This window comes from Pseudomonas sp. SAR267 (genome assembly GCF_052077595.1).
Taxonomy (GTDB): domain Bacteria; phylum Pseudomonadota; class Gammaproteobacteria; order Pseudomonadales; family Pseudomonadaceae; genus Aquipseudomonas; species Aquipseudomonas vlassakiae.
Genome location: NZ_JBQIHU010000001.1, coordinates 1,504,787 through 1,522,482, shown reverse-complemented (window position 1 = coordinate 1,522,482; position 17,696 = coordinate 1,504,787). Strand labels below are relative to the sequence as shown.

13 protein-coding genes and 1 pseudogene are annotated in these 17,696 nt (G+C 63.2%); 6 read left to right on the top strand and 8 right to left on the bottom strand.

Going from position 1 to position 17,696, the window contains the following annotated elements; all coding sequences use genetic code 11:
* Positions 1-11: 11 nt before the first annotated feature.
* From ACTORR_RS07400 to ACTORR_RS07390, 3 genes are all read right to left on the bottom strand, one after another.
* Positions 12-1,277, bottom strand: a complete 1,266-nt coding sequence (locus tag ACTORR_RS07400) for an OmpP1/FadL family transporter (protein ID WP_054887046.1) — start codon at positions 1,275-1,277, stop codon at positions 12-14.
* 146 nt (positions 1,278-1,423) lie between these two features.
* A complete protein-coding gene (locus ACTORR_RS07395; RefSeq protein WP_054887045.1) occupies positions 1,424-1,906 on the bottom strand; it encodes a hypothetical protein in 483 nt (160 codons plus the stop codon).
* Between the two features lie 249 nt (positions 1,907-2,155).
* Positions 2,156-2,380, bottom strand: a complete 225-nt coding sequence (locus ACTORR_RS07390) for a hypothetical protein (protein WP_054887044.1) — start codon at positions 2,378-2,380, stop codon at positions 2,156-2,158.
* 954 nt (positions 2,381-3,334) lie between these two features.
* Here ACTORR_RS07390 and ACTORR_RS07385 point away from each other — a divergent pair.
* Both ACTORR_RS07385 and rmuC read left to right on the top strand, forming a co-directional pair.
* Positions 3,335-3,697 carry a sel1 repeat family protein gene (locus ACTORR_RS07385; protein ID WP_054887050.1) on the top strand — a complete coding sequence of 121 codons (363 nt, stop codon included), beginning with the start codon at positions 3,335-3,337 and terminating at the stop codon, positions 3,695-3,697.
* 151 nt (positions 3,698-3,848) lie between these two features.
* The gene (gene rmuC / locus ACTORR_RS07380) at positions 3,849-5,222 is read left to right on the top strand and encodes a DNA recombination protein RmuC (protein ID WP_262109553.1); all 1,374 of its coding nucleotides are present in this window, start codon (positions 3,849-3,851) and stop codon (positions 5,220-5,222) included.
* Here rmuC and ACTORR_RS07375 read toward each other — a convergent pair.
* Together ACTORR_RS07375 and ACTORR_RS07370 are read right to left on the bottom strand one after the other, a co-directional pair.
* Positions 5,194-8,670, bottom strand: a complete 3,477-nt coding sequence (locus ACTORR_RS07375; RefSeq protein ID WP_054887042.1) for a hybrid sensor histidine kinase/response regulator — start codon at positions 8,668-8,670, stop codon at positions 5,194-5,196. The genes rmuC and ACTORR_RS07375 overlap by 29 nt on opposite strands.
* Positions 8,671-8,840: 170 nt before the next feature.
* Entirely contained in the window at positions 8,841-10,019 is a 1,179-nt protein-coding gene (locus tag ACTORR_RS07370; RefSeq protein WP_262109550.1) for an MFS transporter, read from the bottom strand.
* A gap of 149 nt (positions 10,020-10,168) precedes the next feature.
* On the opposite strand from ACTORR_RS07370, the gene ACTORR_RS07365 reads away from it, so the two are divergent.
* From ACTORR_RS07365 to ACTORR_RS07355, 3 genes are all read left to right on the top strand, one after another.
* Positions 10,169-10,900, top strand: a complete 732-nt coding sequence (locus ACTORR_RS07365; protein WP_054887040.1) for a GntR family transcriptional regulator — start codon at positions 10,169-10,171, stop codon at positions 10,898-10,900.
* 139 nt (positions 10,901-11,039) lie between these two features.
* Positions 11,040-12,314: an MFS transporter gene (locus tag ACTORR_RS07360; protein WP_054887039.1), complete on the top strand. Its 1,275-nt coding sequence runs from the start codon at positions 11,040-11,042 to the stop codon at positions 12,312-12,314.
* A gap of 21 nt (positions 12,315-12,335) precedes the next feature.
* Positions 12,336-13,169, top strand: a complete 834-nt coding sequence (locus ACTORR_RS07355; RefSeq protein WP_099815961.1) for an amidohydrolase family protein — start codon at positions 12,336-12,338, stop codon at positions 13,167-13,169.
* Positions 13,170-13,289: 120 nt separating this feature from the next.
* On the opposite strand, the gene ACTORR_RS07350 is transcribed toward ACTORR_RS07355, so the two are convergent.
* Both ACTORR_RS07350 and ACTORR_RS07345 read right to left on the bottom strand, forming a co-directional pair.
* Complete coding sequence (locus ACTORR_RS07350; RefSeq protein ID WP_371263270.1) at positions 13,290-14,153, bottom strand: methyl-accepting chemotaxis protein; 864 nt, start codon at positions 14,151-14,153, stop codon at positions 13,290-13,292.
* Positions 14,145-15,209 (bottom strand): annotated as a pseudogene (locus ACTORR_RS07345) (methyl-accepting chemotaxis protein); the annotation flags it as partial. The pseudogene ACTORR_RS07345 and the gene ACTORR_RS07350, both read right to left, overlap by 9 nt.
* 266 nt (positions 15,210-15,475) lie before the next feature.
* Here ACTORR_RS07345 and ACTORR_RS07340 point away from each other — a divergent pair.
* Entirely contained in the window at positions 15,476-17,353 is a 1,878-nt protein-coding gene (locus ACTORR_RS07340) for an MFS transporter (protein ID WP_054887037.1), read from the top strand.
* 9 nt (positions 17,354-17,362) lie between these two features.
* Here the strand turns inward: ACTORR_RS07340 and sugE are convergent, their stop codons facing one another.
* Positions 17,363-17,680 carry a quaternary ammonium compound efflux SMR transporter SugE gene (gene sugE / locus ACTORR_RS07335; protein ID WP_054887036.1) on the bottom strand — a complete coding sequence of 106 codons (318 nt, stop codon included), beginning with the start codon at positions 17,678-17,680 and terminating at the stop codon, positions 17,363-17,365.
* Between the last annotated feature and the right edge of the window lie 16 nt (positions 17,681-17,696).

Sequence of the window (17,696 nt, the reverse complement as noted above, 5' to 3'; positions counted from 1 at the left end):
GCGGGTACGAATCAGAAGCGGTAGGTGAGCGAGGCACCGATACCGTGGGCGCTGTTCTCGTACTTGGCCTGGTAGCGACCCTTGGTGGGGCTGGCCAGGTTGACCTTGGTGTCCTCTTCCCACAGGTAGGAGTAGGCCACGTCGATGGTCATGTCGTCGGTTGGGCTGTAACCGGCACCGATGCTGATTGCCTTGCGATCACCCGTTGGGATGCGCGGCGAGCGGTCGGTGTTGTTGGTTGGCGACTGGTCGACAGAGAAGCCGGTACGCAGCACCCACTCCTTGTTCACCTTGTAGGAGGCGCCAATGGCGTGAGCCCAGGTATCGTGCCAGTTCTGCTCTTCGGTGATGGTGCCGAACTGGGCTCTCAGCGGTGCCGGGACGTCGTTGTTGACGGTGATGTTTTCCAGGCGGCTCCAGCGGGTCCAGGTGCTGCCGGCATACAGGGTCCACTGGTCGTCCAGTTCGTGGGTGACCGAGAAGTCCACGGACTCAGGTGTCTTGATCTTCAGCGTGGCGTCGAACTTGCTGCCGCTGAAAGGCCCGATCAGGGCGTTGTTGATCTTGGTGTCGCCTTCGAGTTTGTAGTCGACCATCGAGTGGTAGGTCAGGCCGACGCGGGTGCGGTCGGTGGCCTGCACCAGGATGCCGATGTTGTAACCGACGGCAGTGTCGTCACCCTTGATCTTCACTTCGCCATCGTTCACGCCTGGGGAGCGCGGGTTGATGGTGTTCGAGCCCAGCTCGCCCTTGATGCGGTTGATGGTCGGGCCGAAACCGATCGACACCTTGTCGTTGAAGGCGTAGCTGACGGTAGGCTGGAAGGTGATGACCTCGACGTGGCTCTTCTTGCCCCAGTAGCGAGCGGCGTCGCCGCTGCCATAATCGGTTACCAGGCCGTATGGCACGTAAACACCAAAGCCGACGCTCCAATGCTCATCGATCGGTTTCACGTAGTAGCCCATCGGGACGCCAACGGTCGGCACCATGTCACCATCGGTTTCGCCTGGCAGCGGGCGGCTGCCTGGGCCGGAAATGTCAGTCTTGGCGATTACGGCAGCTCCGCCCACGGTGACTTCCTGGCGTTTGAGGCGCGACATGCCTGCAGGGTTGCCGTACACCGTGCTGGCGTCCTCGGCAGAAGAAGAACGACCTGCAAAACCGGTACCCATGCCGCTGATGCTTTGTTCGTTAAGTGCGAAGCCGGCAGCGAACAGTTGGCTGGATGCCAGGGCAACGGCTACGCCGAGGGAGGTTTTGAGCATTGCTTTTTTCATTATTAGAAACTCCTTGTGATCTCCGGGGCGAAAAGCTACCAACAAATCACGCGCCGCGCTATAGCCTGAATTAAAGGAGATCGCGCTGTTTTGTAGGACAATCCGACCAAAATTCCATTTTTTCTAACAAAGATGTAGGACGCTTCTTAAGATGCCTGTGGCAATTTCTGCTCAACGCATAAATGCCAAGCCTGGGTAAAGTCGCGCAGGCGACCTTGGGGGTGGAAAATCTGCCGCCAGATTCGAGCCAGGCCGAGCAAGTCATCGGCCGCTGGCAGCGGCGTGGCTTGCTCTTCGACGAGCATCCAGGCGATAGCTGTGGAGTATCGCAGGTTCACCGTGAGTTCCAGGTGCGGCCCGCCGAGAAAGGCGTGCTGGCTGGCCAGGCCGCGAACCAGGCTGGCCAGCTCCGGGTCACGGGCAAGGAAATGATCCCAGATGGCTTGGTGCCGGCTTTCGCCAATGCGGTAGAGGCCGTGGCCACGGCGATCGTGCAAAGCCGAACCGAGTGCCGACTGGCTGGCCGCGATACCGAGCAGAAGGGCTTCGGCGCTGGCGCAATGGCGATTCAGATAGACCAGGGTAGGTCGGATCACATACTGACACAATTCATTCGCCGCGATACCCATGATGCCCTCGAGCAGTAAAGGGCCGACGGGCGCTGGAGCTTGGCAGCTGGTGATTTGGTCAGGCCCGCCGGAAGCGGTAAAGACCGCTCGAGTTGAAGTGTAGTGTGATAATCGTGGTGTAAAGGGCTGTTTTTAAATCGATTGCTGCCTGCCGCCCGTTGCCATATGCCTGGCGGCAATTAGCATCAGAACGATCAGGCAGCTTGCGACAGGCGCCATTCAGCTTGTGAATGCCCCGATATTCGCCGCTCACGCGGTGAGCGATTGACGGGTGCGGGCGATTACCGCCTGCAGGGGTTCCGAGTGGCTGTACTGTTCAGGGTACAGGCGTTCGGTGTGGCAGGCGATACCGTGCTCGTCCACCAGGGTGAAGCTGAAGCTGCCCTTGCGTGGGGCAACGATAAGGCACTTCAACGGCGAGAAAGCTTGGGAGAGGGTGCCAATGGCAGCCTGAATTTGATGATGAGTTTGCATGTTATTGGAGGTTCCTGCTTTAAACACGGGGATTATGATCCGTGCATGATAGAAACGTTCCAGTGACGCCTTTATTAAGGGACGAACGAACCTGACTGGAACAGGGCAGCCAGAGAGAGCGCAATCAAAGTGTGGGCGCTTGGGCTGACTGGTAGGTACTTCAGAAGGCAGGCAGCACACCGGGGCCAAGGTTCTAGGCCGTCGGGGTGGGATCCTGATCAATCTTCCGGTTGATTCGTGCTTGAACAGCGCTGGGCTGGCGAGAGAATCATCGAGGGGGCCGGTCCTGGTTTCAGCAGCGATCGTTCGGGAGAGCGATGGGCTGCAAGGACGCTTCTGGCCAGAATTGACTTTCAGCTTGGGTACTAACGTGCCGCACCTTAACGAAAATACGCGGCCTTTGCAAGCATTGCGTGTTTCTTCAGGCTAGCCGCGCAGTATGGCGTGTCTTCCTCCTTATGGGAAGAGGGGCCAACCGGCCTCCAACCGGCCCGATGGGCCAATTTCGTGCATCCAAACGCAGGCTTTCAGTGCACTTGTTCACATTCGAAGCATGACTTGTAACACGCGGGCAACAGCCCTCCTCATGCTCGCCAATGACTTGACTGGACCCTTAAGTCAATGAAAAAAAACACTAATTTTTGCTGGTGAAAAAATCGTCAGTTTGAGCGAAAGCCCCATTTTTCGGGGGTTTGCGGCCTCATTGGAGGGGTTGTCCACCGAGTTATCCACAGGAACTGTGGATTGTCCCGAGCGCTTGCTCTAGGACGGGCGTGCCAGCACCTCCGAGAACTGTCCGACAATCGTAAGGCACCTGCCGACCAGCCAGTCATCCACTCGGAAACGTCAAGAAAAAATCATCGAAAAAAATTGCAATCCGCCGGAAATCGACAGGCCATGCACAAAAAAAAGGAGTAGAGTTGCGCGCCCTTCGAATTGCCATCCCTGTCGGTCATGAAGTTTCGCGGTAAACCCCTCGCCAGCCCCGTTGTCGCCTCATCAGCCCCTTCGCCCAAACGCTTTTCCCTGAAAGTGGCCCTCTGGCTGCTCGACAGCCCGAGGCTGGGTGACAAGCCTCAGATCAAACACATTGCCGGGCACCTGCTCAAGCAGCCCGCGCGCGAAGGTGTGGTGGTGGCGCAGAGCCGCTTGGGGCAAATGCTCTGCCGTGATTGCGGCAATGCCCGGGACCGTCGCATCGGCCATGAACTGCTGCGTCAGGCGGCACGGGCCGGGGACCAACGGGCGCAGCAGGAGTATGCGCGGCTGCTCGAGGCCGATGCGGCGAAACAGGCGCCCGACGGGGCAGGCTGGTAAGCTGCACTCAACTCGCAATGGTGTGATCGGGGTACGCATGACAGTGGATCTGGCCAGCATTCTGCTGGGCTTGGTGGCAGGGGCTTTGCCTTGCCTGGGGTGGGTCATGCACGTGCAGCGCCGTCAGGCTGCGCGCCACGGCGAGCAGGCCCTGCTCGAGGAGCGCCTGAGCAGTGCGCAGTTGGCGCAGGCTGGCCTGCAGGCGCAACTGGATGCCAGCCGCGACGAAGTCAGCGACCTCAGTGAAGCCAACGCCGTCAAGCAGGCCCAGCTGGCCGCCCAGGGCCGTGAACTGGAACTGCTGCAGATCGACCGCGACAACGCCCGCGATGCGGCCCACGCCTGGCACATCGAACGCGCCACTCGCGAAGCAGAACTGCGTCGTCTGGAGGCCCAGGCCGCGCGCCTGGAGGCCGAGCTGCGCGAACAGCAGGACAGTCACCAGCAGCGCCTCGAAGACCTCCAGGAGGCCCGTGACACCCTGCGCGCCCAGTTTGCCGACCTGGCCACGAAAATCTTCGACGAGCGCGAACAGCGCTTCGCCCAGACCAGCCAGCAGCACCTGGGCCAGTTGCTCGACCCGCTCAAGGAGCGTATCCAGGCGTTCGAAAAACGTGTCGAGGAAAGCTACCAGCAAGAGGCCCGCGAGCGCTTCTCGCTGGGCAAGGAGCTGGAGCGTCTGCAACAACTCAACCTGCGACTGTCAGACGAAGCCACCAACCTCACACAGGCACTCAAGGGCCAGAAGACCCAAGGTAACTGGGGTGAGCTCATTCTTGAACGGGTGCTGGAACATGCCGGCCTGGAGAAAGGCCGCGAATACCAGACCCAGGTCAGCCTGAAGAGTGCCGATGGCGAGCGCTTTCAGCCTGACGTGCTGATCATGCTGCCCGGTGACAAGCAGGTGGTGGTCGACGCCAAGGTCAGCCTTACCGCCTACCAGCAATTTGTCGGCAGCAACGACGAAGCTGCCCTCAGGCAGCACGTGCAGTCGCTGCGCAACCACGTCAAAGGCCTGTCGAGCAAGGACTACAATCGCCTCGAAGGCCTGCACAGCCTGGACTTCGTGCTGTTGTTCGTGCCGATCGAGGCAGCCTTCTCGGCGGCGCTGCAGGCCGAACCCAACCTGTTCCAGGAAGCGTTCGACCGGCAGATCGTGATCGTCAGCCCGACCACCTTGCTGGCCACCCTGCGGGTCATCGACAGCCTGTGGAAACAGGAGCGCCAGGGCCAGAACGCCCGAGAGATCGCCGAGCGCGCCGGGTGGCTGTATGACAAGTTCGTGCTGTTCATCCAGGACCTGGACGAGCTGGGCAACCGCCTGCAGCAGGTCGACAAGGCCTACGCCGCCGCTCGCAACAAGCTGTGTGAAGGGCGCGGCAACCTGGTCAGCCGCAGCGAACAGCTCAAGCTGCTCGGTGCCCGCGCCAGCAAGAGCCTGCCGGCCGAGCTGCTCGAACGGGCCCTGTCAGACGAAGCGCTGGCCGACGAGGCGGTTACTGAACCAGGCTCAGATGGCGATTGAGCAGGGCGCGCAAGGCCGCCGGCTTCACCGGTTTGGCCAGGTAGTCCAGGCCTGCGGCATGCACGGTGGCCAGGGTTTCCTTGCTGCCGTCGGCGCTGATCACCACGCCGGGCACCGGCTCGCCCAGGCGTGCACGTAACCAGCCCATCAGCCCGGTGCCGGTTTCGCCGTCATCCAGGTGAAAGTCCACCAAGGCCAGGTGCGGGCGCATGCCCTTGGCCAGCAACGCTTCGCACTCGGCGCGGTTGCGCGCAGTCCATACCTGGCAGCCCCAGCGGCTGAGCAGGCTGTTCATGCCGATCAGGATGCTGTCTTCATTGTCCACGCACAGCACCTGCAAGCCCGCCAGCGGCTGGCTCGCGGTTTCTACCGGGGCGCTCGGCGCCGCTGCGGCCTGATGGGCAATCGGCACGTGGACGCGAAACACCGTGCCCTTGCCGGGCCAGGAGCGCACCTGCAAGCTGTGGCCAAGCACCCGGCACAGGCCGTCGGCGATCGCCAGGCCAAGGCCGAGGCCTTTTTCGGCGCGGGTCTGGTGGCTGTCCAGGCGCTTGAACTCCTGGAAAATCACCTGCAGCTTGTCGTCGGCGATACCCGGGCCTCGGTCCCAGACCTCCAGCCACAGGTGCTCGCCCTGGCGGCGTACACCCAGCAGGATCGGGCTTTTGCCGTAGCGCAAGGCATTGGTGAGGAAGTTCTGCAGCACCCGGCGCAGCAGTTTCATGTCGCTGTTGACCCGCAGGCGGCTGCCGCGCAAGCGGAACTCCAGGCCCTTCTCGGCGGCCAGCACCTTGAACTCGGCGCCAAGGGTGTCGAACAGTTCATTGAGGGCGAAGGGTTTGGCGTCGGGGGTGATCTTGCCGTTTTCCAGGCGCGAGATGTCCAGCAGGTCGCTGATCAGCTCTTCGGCCGAGCGCAGCGAGCTGTCCATGTGCTGCACCAGCTGCTGGGCCTCTTCGTTCATGCCTTCGGCCTGCTGCGACAGGGCGGCGGAGAACAGTCGCGCAGCGTTCAGCGGCTGCATCAGGTCATGGCTGACCGCAGCGAGGAAGCGGGTCTTGGACTTGCTCACCGCTTCGGCCTGGCTCTTGGCTTCCGACAGGGCCTGGTTGAGTTGCGACAGCTCGTGAGTGCGTTCGGCCACGCGCTGCTCCAGGCGTTCGTTGGCGTCGCGCAACGCCTGTTCGGCTTCGCGGAACGGCGTGATGTCGGTGAAGCTCATCACAAAGCCCCCACCGGGCATCGGGTTGCCGATCAGTTCGATGACCCGGCCATTGGGAAACAACCGCTCGGAAGAGTGGGCGCGGCCTTGGCGCATCCAGTGCAGGCGCCGCGCCACGTGGACTTGCGCCTCGCCCGGGCCGCACAGGCCGCGCTCGGCGTTGTAGCGGATGATGTCGGCGATCGGCCGGCCGACGCTGATCAGCCCCTCGGGGTAGTTGAAGAGCTCCAGGTAACGGCGGTTCCATGCCACCAGATGCAGGTTCTGGTCGACCACGCTGATGCCCTGGTTGATGTTCTCGATGGCACCCTGCAGCAACGCGCGGTTGAACTGCAGTACTTCGCTGGCTTCGTCGGCGATGCGCACCACGTCTTCAAGCTGCATGTCGCGGCCTTCGATGGCGGCCTTGACCACGGCACGGGTCGAGGAGGTGCCGAGCACACCGGCCAGCAGGCGTTCGGTGTGTTCGATCCAGTCGCCATCGGCGTTCTGGTTGGGGTTGAAACCCTTGCCCTGGCGGTAGGCGAAGCGGATGAAGCTTTGCCGCGCGCGCTCCTCGCCGACGAAACGCGAGGCGAGGGTGAGCAGGTCTTCGATCTGCACGGCCAGCAACGGTTTGCTGCTGGGCCGGGCGCTGGTCTGCTGGCCGATGAAGCGGCCTGCCTGCCAGTGCTCAGACACGCGGGTGCGCGACAACATCGACACCCATACAAACAGCGTGAAGTTGCCCGCCAGCGACAGCACTACCCCCTGGGTCAAGGGGCTGATCGGCAGGTCGAGCGGGTTGCCATGCAGCCAGGCCAGGCCCGGGAACAGACCCAGCGACAGGCCCAGGCTATGGGCGATGATCGGCAGCACCAGGGTGTAGAACCACAGGAAGATGCCCGCCGCCAGGCCGGCGAACACTCCACGGCGGTTGGCCTGCTTCCAGTACAGCGCGCCGAGCATGGCCGGGGTCAGCTGGGTGACGGCGGCGAAGGCGATCTGGCCGATGGTCGCCAGGCTTGCGGTGGAGCCGAGCAGGCGGTAGCTGACATAGGCCAGCAGCAAGATCACCACGATGGTCACCCGGCGTACCGAGAGCATCCAGTGGCGGAACGCTTCGAACGGCCGCTCGGCATTGTTGCGGCGCAGCAGCCAGGGCAGCAGCATGTCGTTGGAGACCATGGTCGACAGCGCTACCGCCTCGACGATGACCATGCCGGTAGCGGCCGAAGCGCCGCCGATGAAAGCCAGCAGGGCCAGGCTGGGGTGGGCTTCGGCCAGCGGCAGGCTGATGACGAAGGAGTCGGATATCACCGTGCCCGGCAGCAGCATCTGCCCGGCCAGCGCGATCGGCACCACGAACAGTGCAGCCAGCGCCAGGTACAGCGGGAACACCCAGCGCGCCAGGCGCATGTCCTGGGGTTCGATGTTCTCCACCACGGTGACATGGAACTGCCGCGGCAGGCAGATGATCGCCATCATCGCCACGGCGGTTTGCACCACCATCGACGGCCAGTTGATGGTTTCCTGCCAATAGCTGTCCAGTTGCACCGACTGGCGCGCCTGGCTGAGCAGGTCGTCGAAGCCGTCATACAGGTTGAACACCACGAACACGCCCACCGCGAGGAATGCCAGCAGCTTGATCAGCGACTCGAAGGCGATCGCCAGGACCATGCCGCGGTGGTGCTCGGTGACGTCCAGGCTGCGGGTGCCGAAGACGATGGCGAACAGCGCCAGCACCAGCGACACCACCAACGCGGTGTCCTGCACCCGGGTACCGGTGGCGTCGGCATTGGCGCCGATCAGCAGGTTGACGCCGAGCACGATGCCCTTGAGTTGCAGGGCGATATAAGGCAGCACGCCAACCAGGCAGATCAGCGCCACCACCACCGCCAGCGACTGCGACTTGCCATAGCGAGCGGCAATGAAGTCGGCGATCGAGGTGATGTTCTGCTGCTTGCTGATCAGCACCATCTTCTGCAGCACCCACGGCGCGAAAATCAGCAGCAGGATCGGCCCGAGGTAGATCGGCAGGAACGCCCACAGCTGTTCCGCGGCCTGGCCGACCGCGCCGAAGAACGTCCAGCTGGTGCAGTACACCGCCAGCGACAGGCTGTAGACCCAGGCACGCAGGCGCGGCGGCAACGGCGTGCTGCGGCGGTCGCCGTAGAAGGCGATGGCGAACATGACGGCCATATAGGCCAGGGCGACCACGGCGATCAGCCCGCTGGACAACGACATGAAAACTCCGGAGCAAGAAAGATAACGCGGTCCCGATCAATCAGTCTGGCACGCAGGCGGCGGTTCGTCAGCGCAGACGATGGTCGCAGCGGCGAGTCGTCGCAGGCTCATCGTTTGCCTGTACTGGCCTCTTCGCGGGCGTGCCCGCGAAGAGGCCAGTACAGGCAACATCATCCCCGACGAGTGCCCAGCCAGTAGAACACTCCCGCCAGTATCACCGACATCACCAGCAGGTAGAAGATCACCCCCGGCCACCACCGCCCCAGGGCAAACCCCACCAGCACCGGCCCCAGCGCTGCCCCGAGGTTGGACAGGTTCTGCGCCCCGTAATACACCCCGCGCAGGTGCTCCGGGGCAATCAGGTCGATGAACATGTACTCGGCGGGTATGACGATGATTTCACCGAGGGTGAACACCAGCATCGCCAGGCACCAGGCCACTATCGACCCGGCCATGGCAAAGCCGAGCAGCCCGGCGATGAACAGCGCCATGCCGGCCATCAGCCAGGGCATCAGCTGCTGGCGGCCGATGCGTCGACCGATCAGGTACTGCAGGGCTATCACCGTCACCGCGTTGGTGGTTACCAGGTAACCGACCAAGCGTGCCGCCTCGCTGGCGCTGCTGGTCACCACCAGGTACTGCGACAAGTAGGCGGTGAACTGGCCGAACACCACCGCGCTCAGCACGCCGCCCAGGGTAAAGCACACCAGCCGGCGGTCACGCGCCAGCCCCAGCGCAACCTGGCTGAATCCGACGCTCGGCTGCTCCTGGGCACTGGCCTGCAGCCCACGGTCGCCGAGCCGCCAGTAGGCCATGCACATGCCCAGGCCGGTCAGCGCCGAGGCAATGAAAGGCAGGTGGTTGTCCAGCTCCAGCATGGCCACGCCAAGCAACGGGCCGACGGCATAACCGACGTTGCTCAGGGTGTACTTGATGGCGAACACCTCGGCCCGTTGTTCCACCGGCAGCAGCGCGCAGAAGCCGGCCTTGGCGGCGATGTCGACCACCGCCAGGGCCAGGTTGATCAGCACCAGGCAGGTGAAGAACAGCCATACCGAACGGCTGGCGACGGCGACCATGAAGGCGAGAGCGAAGGCCAGCGTGCTGGCGCTGACCAGAGTGTGGTTGCGCACGGTGTCGACCAGGTGTCCGCCGTACAGGCTCAGCAGCGAAGCAACGATCAGCGCGCCACCGATCAGCAGGCCGATCTGGCCGACCGGCAGCTGGAAGTTGTCGGCCAGGTAGACCACCAAGTAGGGCAGGGTGAGGGCACGGGCCACCGTCAGGGTGAACGTTGTGGTCAGCAGCAGGCGGACGCTGGCGGGATAGCCTTTCAGGGCAGCGAGCATTACCACATCCTTGTCATGGGGATTTTCCGATGGTGAGGATAAGGGAGGCCAGCAGCGGCGACCAGCGGAGGATTGACAGCTCGGACCCCACGGGGAATACTCTCGGAAAATTCATATATATGTTTACATAACAAGACGAGAGCCGACCCATGCACCCACTGTCCGGTGATGCTCGACTACCCCGCTATCAACAACTGCGCGATCACCTGATCGAGCAGATTGCCAACAATCGCTGGCGCCCGGGCGAGGCCATTCCCACCGAAGCCGCCCTGGCCACCGAGTTCGACATGTCTGTCGGCACCGTGCGCAAGGCCGTCGACGTGCTGGTCGCCGAAGGCGTGCTAGAGCGTCAGCAGGGCCGCGGCACGTTCATCCGCCGCCCACAGTTCCAGTCTTCGCTGTTCCGCTTCTTCCGCTTCGAGAGCGCCACCGGCGAGCGGCTGATGCCGGAAAGCCGCATTCTCTCGATCGAGCCGGTATTGGCACCGTCGGCCGTTGCCCAGGCCTTGGGCCTGGCCGTCGAAGCCGAGGTCATCCGCATTGTCCGTACCCGTCTGCTCGGCGCACAGCCGGTGCTTGCCGAGGAAATCTGGCTGCCGCGCCAGACGTTCCAGCCACTGCTTGACGTCGAACTGGATAGCAAAGGCCCGCTGCTCTACCCCATCTACGAGGAGCTGTGCGGCCAGGTGGTCGCCTACGCCGAAGAGACCCTGACCGCCGAAGCGGTCGATGCTGCCCATGGCCGCTTGTTGCAGCTACCGGCCAACAGCCCGGTGGTGGTGATCGAGCGCCTGGCCCGCGATTACGCCGGCAAACCGCTGGAATGGCGCCGCTCGCGCGGCCACGCGCAACACTTCCGCTACCGCGTCGACATTCGCTGAGCCGTTAAACCGGCTGCTTCGCCCGTTACCCGTCTGCGCCGTTCTGCCACGGCGCAGTGGCTTCGCCTGCCCGGTCGCCAGCCTGCCAGAGCTTCGGCACGCCCGGCCGTAACACACACGACTAAGAAGGATAACAACCATGTTCAGCTGGTATCGCCAGATCACTTCACGGGAACGCAAGACGTTCTGGGCCTGTTTCGGTGGCTGGTCGCTCGATGCGCTGGAAGTGCAGATGTTCGGCCTGGCCATTCCCGCGCTGATCGCCGCGTTCTCGCTGACCAAGGGCGATGCTGGCCTGATCAGCGGAGTGACCCTGGTGACCTCGGCGCTCGGTGGTTGGCTCGGTGGCACCCTGTCGGACCGTTATGGCCGCGTGCGCACCCTGCAGTGGATGATCCTCTGGTTCTCCTTCTTCACCTTCCTTTCGGCGTTCGTCACCGGCTTCTACCCGTTGCTGTTCGTCAAGGCCATGCAGGGCTTCGGCATCGGTGGCGAGTGGGCGGCCGGTGCGGTGCTGATGGCCGAGACCATCAACCCGAAATACCGCGGCAAGGTCATGGGCACGGTGCAAAGCGCCTGGGCTGTAGGCTGGGGCCTGGCGGTGGGGCTGTTCACCCTGATCTATTCGCTGGTACCGGCCGAGTACGCCTGGCGAGTGATGTTCTTCGTCGGCCTGCTGCCGTCGCTGCTGATCATCTGGGTACGCCGCAACGTGCCGGAGCCAGACAGCTTCCAGCGCCTGCAGAAGGAGAAGGCCATTCCAGGCAGCTTCTTCAAGTCGATGTCCGGCATCTTCCGCCCGGAGCTGCTGCGCGTGACCTTGCTCGGCGGCCTGCTGGGCCTGGGCGCCCACGGCGGTTACCACGCGGTGATGACTTGGCTGCCGACCTTCCTCAAGACCGAACGCAACCTGTCGGTGCTGAACTCCGGTGGCTACCTGGCGGTGATCATATTCGCCTTCTGGTGTGGTTGCGTGGTCAGCGGCCTGCTGATCGACCGCATCGGCCGGCGCAAGAACATCCTGCTGTTCGCGCTGTGCTGCGTGCTCACGGTGCAGGCCTATGTGTTCTTCCCGCTGAGCAATACCCAGATGCTGTTCCTCGGCTTCCCGCTGGGCTTCTTCGCCGCTGGCATCCCGGCCAGCCTGGGGGCGTTCTTCAACGAACTGTACCCGGCCGACGTGCGCGGTGCCGGGGTCGGCTTCTGCTACAACTTCGGCCGCGTGCTGTCGGCGGTGTTCCCGTTCCTGGTCGGCCACATGAGCGAATCCATGTCGCTGGGTAGTGCGATCGGTATCGATGCCGGCATCGCCTACGGCGTGGCCATGCTCGCCGCGCTGTGCCTGCCGGAAACCCGTGGCCGCAACCTTGAGACCACGCCAGCGCCAGAAATGGCTGGCGCTGTCGCCAAGTAACCTGACTGTCCTGTGATGACCATGCCCGACGTTCCTGTTTCACACCTCACCGCCATCGACAGCCATGCCCACGTGTTCAGCCGTGGGCTGAACCTGGCCAGCGAGCGGCGTTACGCGCCCAGCTACGATGCGCCGCTGGGCGACTACCTGGGCCAGTTGCTGGCCCATGGTTTCAGCCATGGCGTACTGGTGCAGCCCAGTTTCCTGGGCACCGACAACCGCTACCTGCTCAGCGCCCTGCAAACCGCGCCGGGGCAACTGCGCGGGGTGGTGATGCTTGACCGGGACGTCGAGCGCGAGACGATGCAGGAAATGGATCGGCTTGGGGTCAGGGGCGTGCGTCTGAACCTCATGGGCCAGGGCCTCCCAGACCTGACGGGCGCCGAATGGCGACCCCTGCTGGAACGCATTGGTGAACAGGGCTGGCATCTGGAGCTGCACCGCCATGTCGCGGACACCCCTGCGCTGTTGCGGGCCCTGGAGCCTTATGGTCTGAACATTGTGGTCGACCATTTCGGTCGGCCCGATGCCCGTCTGGGGCTTGGGCAACCGGGCTTTGCCGAGCTGTTGACGCTGGGCGGCAAGGGCAAGGTGTGGGTCAAGGTGTCCGGCATTTATCGACTGGAAGGTACGCCGGAGCAGAATCTGGCGTTTGCACGTCAGGCCCTGTGTGCTCTGGAGGCCCATTACGGTGCTGAACGACTGATGTGGGGCAGCGACTGGCCGCATACCCAGCATGAGTCAGCGGTGAGCTTTACCACGGCGGTCGAGCAGTTCGAGGCCTTGGGCTGCTCGGCTGAATTGCGCCGGGCGCTGCTGGTGGATACTGCTCAGGCGTTGTTCGGGTTCGAGTGATGTAGCGACTGTGCCGGCCTCTTCGCGGGCGCGCCCGCTTCCACAGGATCACCGCAGTCTTGAAGACTGCGCAGTACCTGTGGGAGCGGGCAAGCCCGCGAAGAGGCCAGCACAGGAAAATCAGAACCGGAACCGGCTGATCATCTGCTGCAACTGCCCACCCAGCCGCGCCAGCTCCACACTGGACGCCGAAGTTTGCTGACTGGCCTCGGCGGTCTGTTCGGAAATATCCCGCACTGTCACCACGCTGCGGCTGATCTCTTCAGCCACCGCACTCTGCTGCTCCGAAGCCGCGGCAATCTGCTGGTTCATCAGCTCAATCGCCGATACCCGCTGGGTAATCCCCTCCAACGCCACCCCGGCCTCACGCACCAGCGCCACGCTGCTTTCGGTCAGGCTCTGGCTCTGCTCCATCAGCTCGCTCACCGAGCGGGTACCTTGCTCAAGGCTGCCGATCGCCGATTCGATCTCCAGTGTCGATGCCTGGGTACGCTGTGCCAGGCTGCGCACTTCATCTGCCACCACGGCGAAACCACGGCCCGCTTCACCGGCCCGGGCCGCTTCGATGGCAGCATTGAGCGCCAGCAGGTTGGTCTGTTCGGCCACGGCCTTGATCACGTCCATGACCTTGCCGATACGCTGGCTCTCGGTGCGCAGCGCGCCCATGGCTTCGCCAGTAGCGTCCACCTGGCTGGCCAGGCGGCTGATCTGGGCCACGGCGCGGTTGACCACGCTGTCACCTTCACGGGCTTCCTCGTCGGTGGCGCTGGCGGCGCTAGAGGCTTCGCCGGCATTGCGGGCGACTTCGTGGACGGTGGCAGCCATTTCCTGCATGGCCGTCGCCACCTGGTCGGTTTCCACCTTCTGGTTGTTGGCACCGGCACTGGTCTGCTCGGTGATCGCCGAAAGCTCCTCGGTAGCGCTGGCAATCTGCGAAATGCCATCGCGCACCTGGGCGATCAGCTCACGCAGGTTGCGGGTCATGCCCTGCAGGGCGTTCTGCAGTTGGCCGACTTCGTCGCGGCGGCGGCTGGCCGGTTGTTCGCTGAGGTCACCGGCAGCCACCTGTTCCATGGTTTTCAGTGCCTGGCGCAGCGGCTGGCTGATCTGCCGGGCGATGACCATGGCAGCCAGGGCGCCGAGCAGCAAGGCGAGCAGGGTGGTGGCGATCTGCAGGGTGCGGGCGAAGTGGCTGTCCTTGGCGACCAGCACCGCCTGGTCGTCCAGCAGTTGGCCAATGACACCGTTGAGGGTTTCGATATCGTTGGCCATGGCGGCGCGGTAGTCCACCAGGTGGCTGACCTCGCCACGGAACGCCTCCACGGCCTTCGCATAGGCCTGCACCTGCTGCTCCAGTTGCTGGAACTGCTGCGGGAAATTGCCGTTGAAGCGGGCGACCAGCCCCGGCAGATCGTTCACCGTGGTGGCGATCTGGCTGTTCATCAGTTTCTCGGTCTCGGCATTGGTATTACCGGTATAACCACGAACGTGGTAGCGCAGCAGGATCAGGTTTTCGCGTATCTGGTTGATGGCCTCGATGCGCACGAAACGCTGCTCGGCATCGGGCAAAGCGCGGACCTGATTGCGAATCTGCTCGATGCTGGCGAACGACTGGGTGGCCAGGGCGCCCATTTCCTTTTGCGCCGCGCGCATCTTTTCATAGGAGCGGAAACTGGCGGCCTGGTTGCCGCTGTAGCTCTGCAGTGCCTGGTCGGCGGTATTGATCAGCGCATGGGACTGCGCCCTGATCATCACCTCGCGCAGCTTTGCCAGTGTCGGCTTGAAGGCGTCCAGCGCAACTTGCAGCTGTTTGCTCTCGGCGGGGGCGCCGTTGGCCATGGCATGGCGCAAGCGCGCTTCGCGCAGGTCGCCGAGGGCGTCGTTGAGGCGCGATACGTCGCTGACGACCTCACTACGGCGTACCAGGCTGCCCAGGCCATCCCAGCTGATCAGCGACTGCACAAGTGTCAGGCACAGCACCAGGCCGAAACCGAGAAAGAGTTTGTGGGCGATCCTGAGGTCGCCAAACCAGGTAAACATTACTGCCGAGCTCCTTTTCTTATGCGTTGGAGGAGACCTGAGGTCTGTTCCTTCTGTCAGATATAGTCATCTATATGAATTATCGGCATGGGTAACAAAGTCTGAACAGTGGCTGGCGAAAAATTAATATCACTGTGATATCGAATTGTGAGCGGGTTCCTGAATTGTCCGGTGTTCCTTGCCAGGCGGTTGCTTTCCCATGCAGATTTGTGGCTTGCAGCGCTTCGCGTGCCTCCAATGACAAAAGACACTCAGGAACAAGGACGATGAGTCATCCCTCGCAATTCACCTTGCTCGGCAAGCGGCGTTTCCTGCCGTTCTTCGTCACCCAGTTACTGGGTGCCTTCAACGACAACCTGTTCAAGCAGTCGTTGATCCTGGCCATTCTGTTCAAGCTCAGCTTGGGCGACGGCGATCGATCGATCTGGGTCAACCTCTGCGCGCTGCTGTTCATCCTGCCGTTCTTTCTGTTCTCGGCGCTGGGCGGGCAGTTTGGCGAGAAGTTCGCCAAGGACGCGCTGATCCGCGCGATCAAGCTGGCCGAGATCGTCATCATGGCGGTCGGCGCCATCGGCTTCGTCACCAACCACCTCACGCTGATGCTGGTGGCGCTGTTCGGCATGGGCACCCACTCGGCGCTGTTCGGCCCGGTGAAATACTCGATCCTGCCCCAGGCCCTGCGTGAAGAAGAGCTGGTGGGGGGCAACGGCCTGGTGGAGATGGGCACCTTCCTCGCCATCCTGGTCGGCACCATTGGCGCCGGGGTAATGATGGCCAATGACAGCTATGCCACGGTGGTGGCCGGTGGCGTGGTCGGCACCGCCGTGCTCGGCTACCTGGCCAGCCGCTGGATTCCCCGGGCTGCGGCAGCGTCGCCGCAGATGGCGCTGGACTGGAACATCTTCAAGCAGTCGTGGGTGATCCTGCGCATGGGCCTGGGGCAGACCCCGGCAGTGTCGCGCTCGATCGTCGGCAACTCGTGGTTCTGGTTCGTCGGCGCCATCTACCTGACGCAGATCCCGACTTACGCCCAGGAGTGGCTGCACGGCGACGAGACTGCCGTGACCCTGGTGCTGACCTTGTTCTCGGTCGGTATCGCCGTCGGCTCGCTACTGTGCGAACGCCTCAGTGGGCGCAAGGTGGAAATCGGCCTGGTGCCGTTCGGCTCGTTTGGGTTGACCTTGTTCGGCCTGCTCTGGTGGTGGCATTCAGGTGACGTACCGGCCGGCGCCCAGCCGCACGACTGGCTGGCGCTGCTGGGCATGCACCAGGCCTGGTGGATCCTGGTGTCGATCGTTGGCCTCGGCGTGTTCGGCGGCTTCTACATCGTGCCGCTGTACGCGCTGATCCAGGCGCGCACTGCCGAAGACCAGCGGGCACGGGTAATAGCCTCCAACAACATTCTCAATGCGCTGTTCATGGTGGTCTCGGCGATCTTCACCATTGTCCTGCTGAGCGTGCTCAAGCTGAGCATCCCGCAGCTGTTCCTGGTGGTGTCGCTGCTGAACGTGCTGGTCAATGCCTACATCTTCAGGATCGTGCCCGAGTTCACCATGCGCTTCCTGATCTGGATGCTCAGCCATTCGATGTACCGCGTGCAGCACCGCGACCTTGAACGCATCCCCGATGAAGGCGCAGCGCTGCTGGTGTGCAACCATGTGTCGTTCGTCGATGCACTGCTGCTGGGCGGGGCGATCCGTCGGCCGATCCGCTTCGTCATGTATTACAAGATCTACAACCTGCCGGTGCTCAACTTCGTGTTCCGCACGGCGGGTGCCATTCCGATTGCCGGGCGCAACGAAGACCAGGCCACTTATGATCGGGCCTTTGCGCGTATCGCCGAGTACCTGGCAGACGGTGAGCTGGTGTGTATCTTCCCGGAAGGCAAATTGACCGGAGATGGCGAAATCGACGTGTTCAAGGGAGGCGTCAGCCGCATCCTCGAAGAAACCCCGGTGCCGGTGATTCCGCTGGCGCTGCAGGGCCTGTGGGGGAGTTTCTTCAGTCGCGACCCGGCCAAGGGCTTCTTCAAGCGCCTGTGGTCGCGGGTGACCATCGTGGCTGGCGCCGCCATCCCGGTGGAGGCGGCGCAGCCAGAGGCCTTGCGTGAGCAGGTCAGCCGCTTGCGCGGTGGCCTGCGCTGAGCAGGGTTATCAGCTGGCGCTGACTTTCAGGCCGATCAGGCCGGTAATGATCAGCGCCACGCTGACCAGCCGTACCAGGGCCATCGACTCGCCGAACAGGATGATCCCGGCGATCACCGTGCCGACGGCGCCGACGCCGGTCCAGATGGCATAGGCGGTGCCCAGCGGCAGTTCCTTCATGGCAAGGCCCAGCAGGCCCAGGCTGATGGCCATGGCGGCGACGGTGAGTACGGTCGGGAGCGGTTTGCTGAAGCCGTCGGTGTACTTCAGGCCGACGGCCCAGCCGACCTCGAACAGGCCGGCGAAGAACAGGATGATCCAGGACATGATGCTTCTCCATCGT

Coding starts and splice junctions, on each gene's coding strand:
- ACTORR_RS07365 (WP_054887040.1), top strand. CDS start 10,169: ATGCACCCACTGTCCGGTGATGCTCGACTACCCCGCTATCAACAACTG.
- ACTORR_RS07340 (WP_054887037.1), top strand. CDS start 15,476: ATGAGTCATCCCTCGCAATTCACCTTGCTCGGCAAGCGGCGTTTCCTG.
- ACTORR_RS07400 (WP_054887046.1), bottom strand. CDS start 1,277: ATGAAAAAAGCAATGCTCAAAACCTCCCTCGGCGTAGCCGTTGCCCTG.
- ACTORR_RS07360 (WP_054887039.1), top strand. CDS start 11,040: ATGTTCAGCTGGTATCGCCAGATCACTTCACGGGAACGCAAGACGTTC.
- sugE (WP_054887036.1), bottom strand. CDS start 17,680: ATGTCCTGGATCATCCTGTTCTTCGCCGGCCTGTTCGAGGTCGGCTGG.
- ACTORR_RS07395 (WP_054887045.1), bottom strand. CDS start 1,906: ATGGGTATCGCGGCGAATGAATTGTGTCAGTATGTGATCCGACCTACC.
- ACTORR_RS07370 (WP_262109550.1), bottom strand. CDS start 10,019: ATGCTCGCTGCCCTGAAAGGCTATCCCGCCAGCGTCCGCCTGCTGCTG.
- ACTORR_RS07385 (WP_054887050.1), top strand. CDS start 3,335: ATGAAGTTTCGCGGTAAACCCCTCGCCAGCCCCGTTGTCGCCTCATCA.
- ACTORR_RS07375 (WP_054887042.1), bottom strand. CDS start 8,670: ATGTCGTTGTCCAGCGGGCTGATCGCCGTGGTCGCCCTGGCCTATATG.
- ACTORR_RS07355 (WP_099815961.1), top strand. CDS start 12,336: ATGCCCGACGTTCCTGTTTCACACCTCACCGCCATCGACAGCCATGCC.
- ACTORR_RS07350 (WP_371263270.1), bottom strand. CDS start 14,153: ATGACCCGCAACCTGCGTGAGCTGATCGCCCAGGTGCGCGATGGCATT.
- ACTORR_RS07390 (WP_054887044.1), bottom strand. CDS start 2,380: ATGCAAACTCATCATCAAATTCAGGCTGCCATTGGCACCCTCTCCCAA.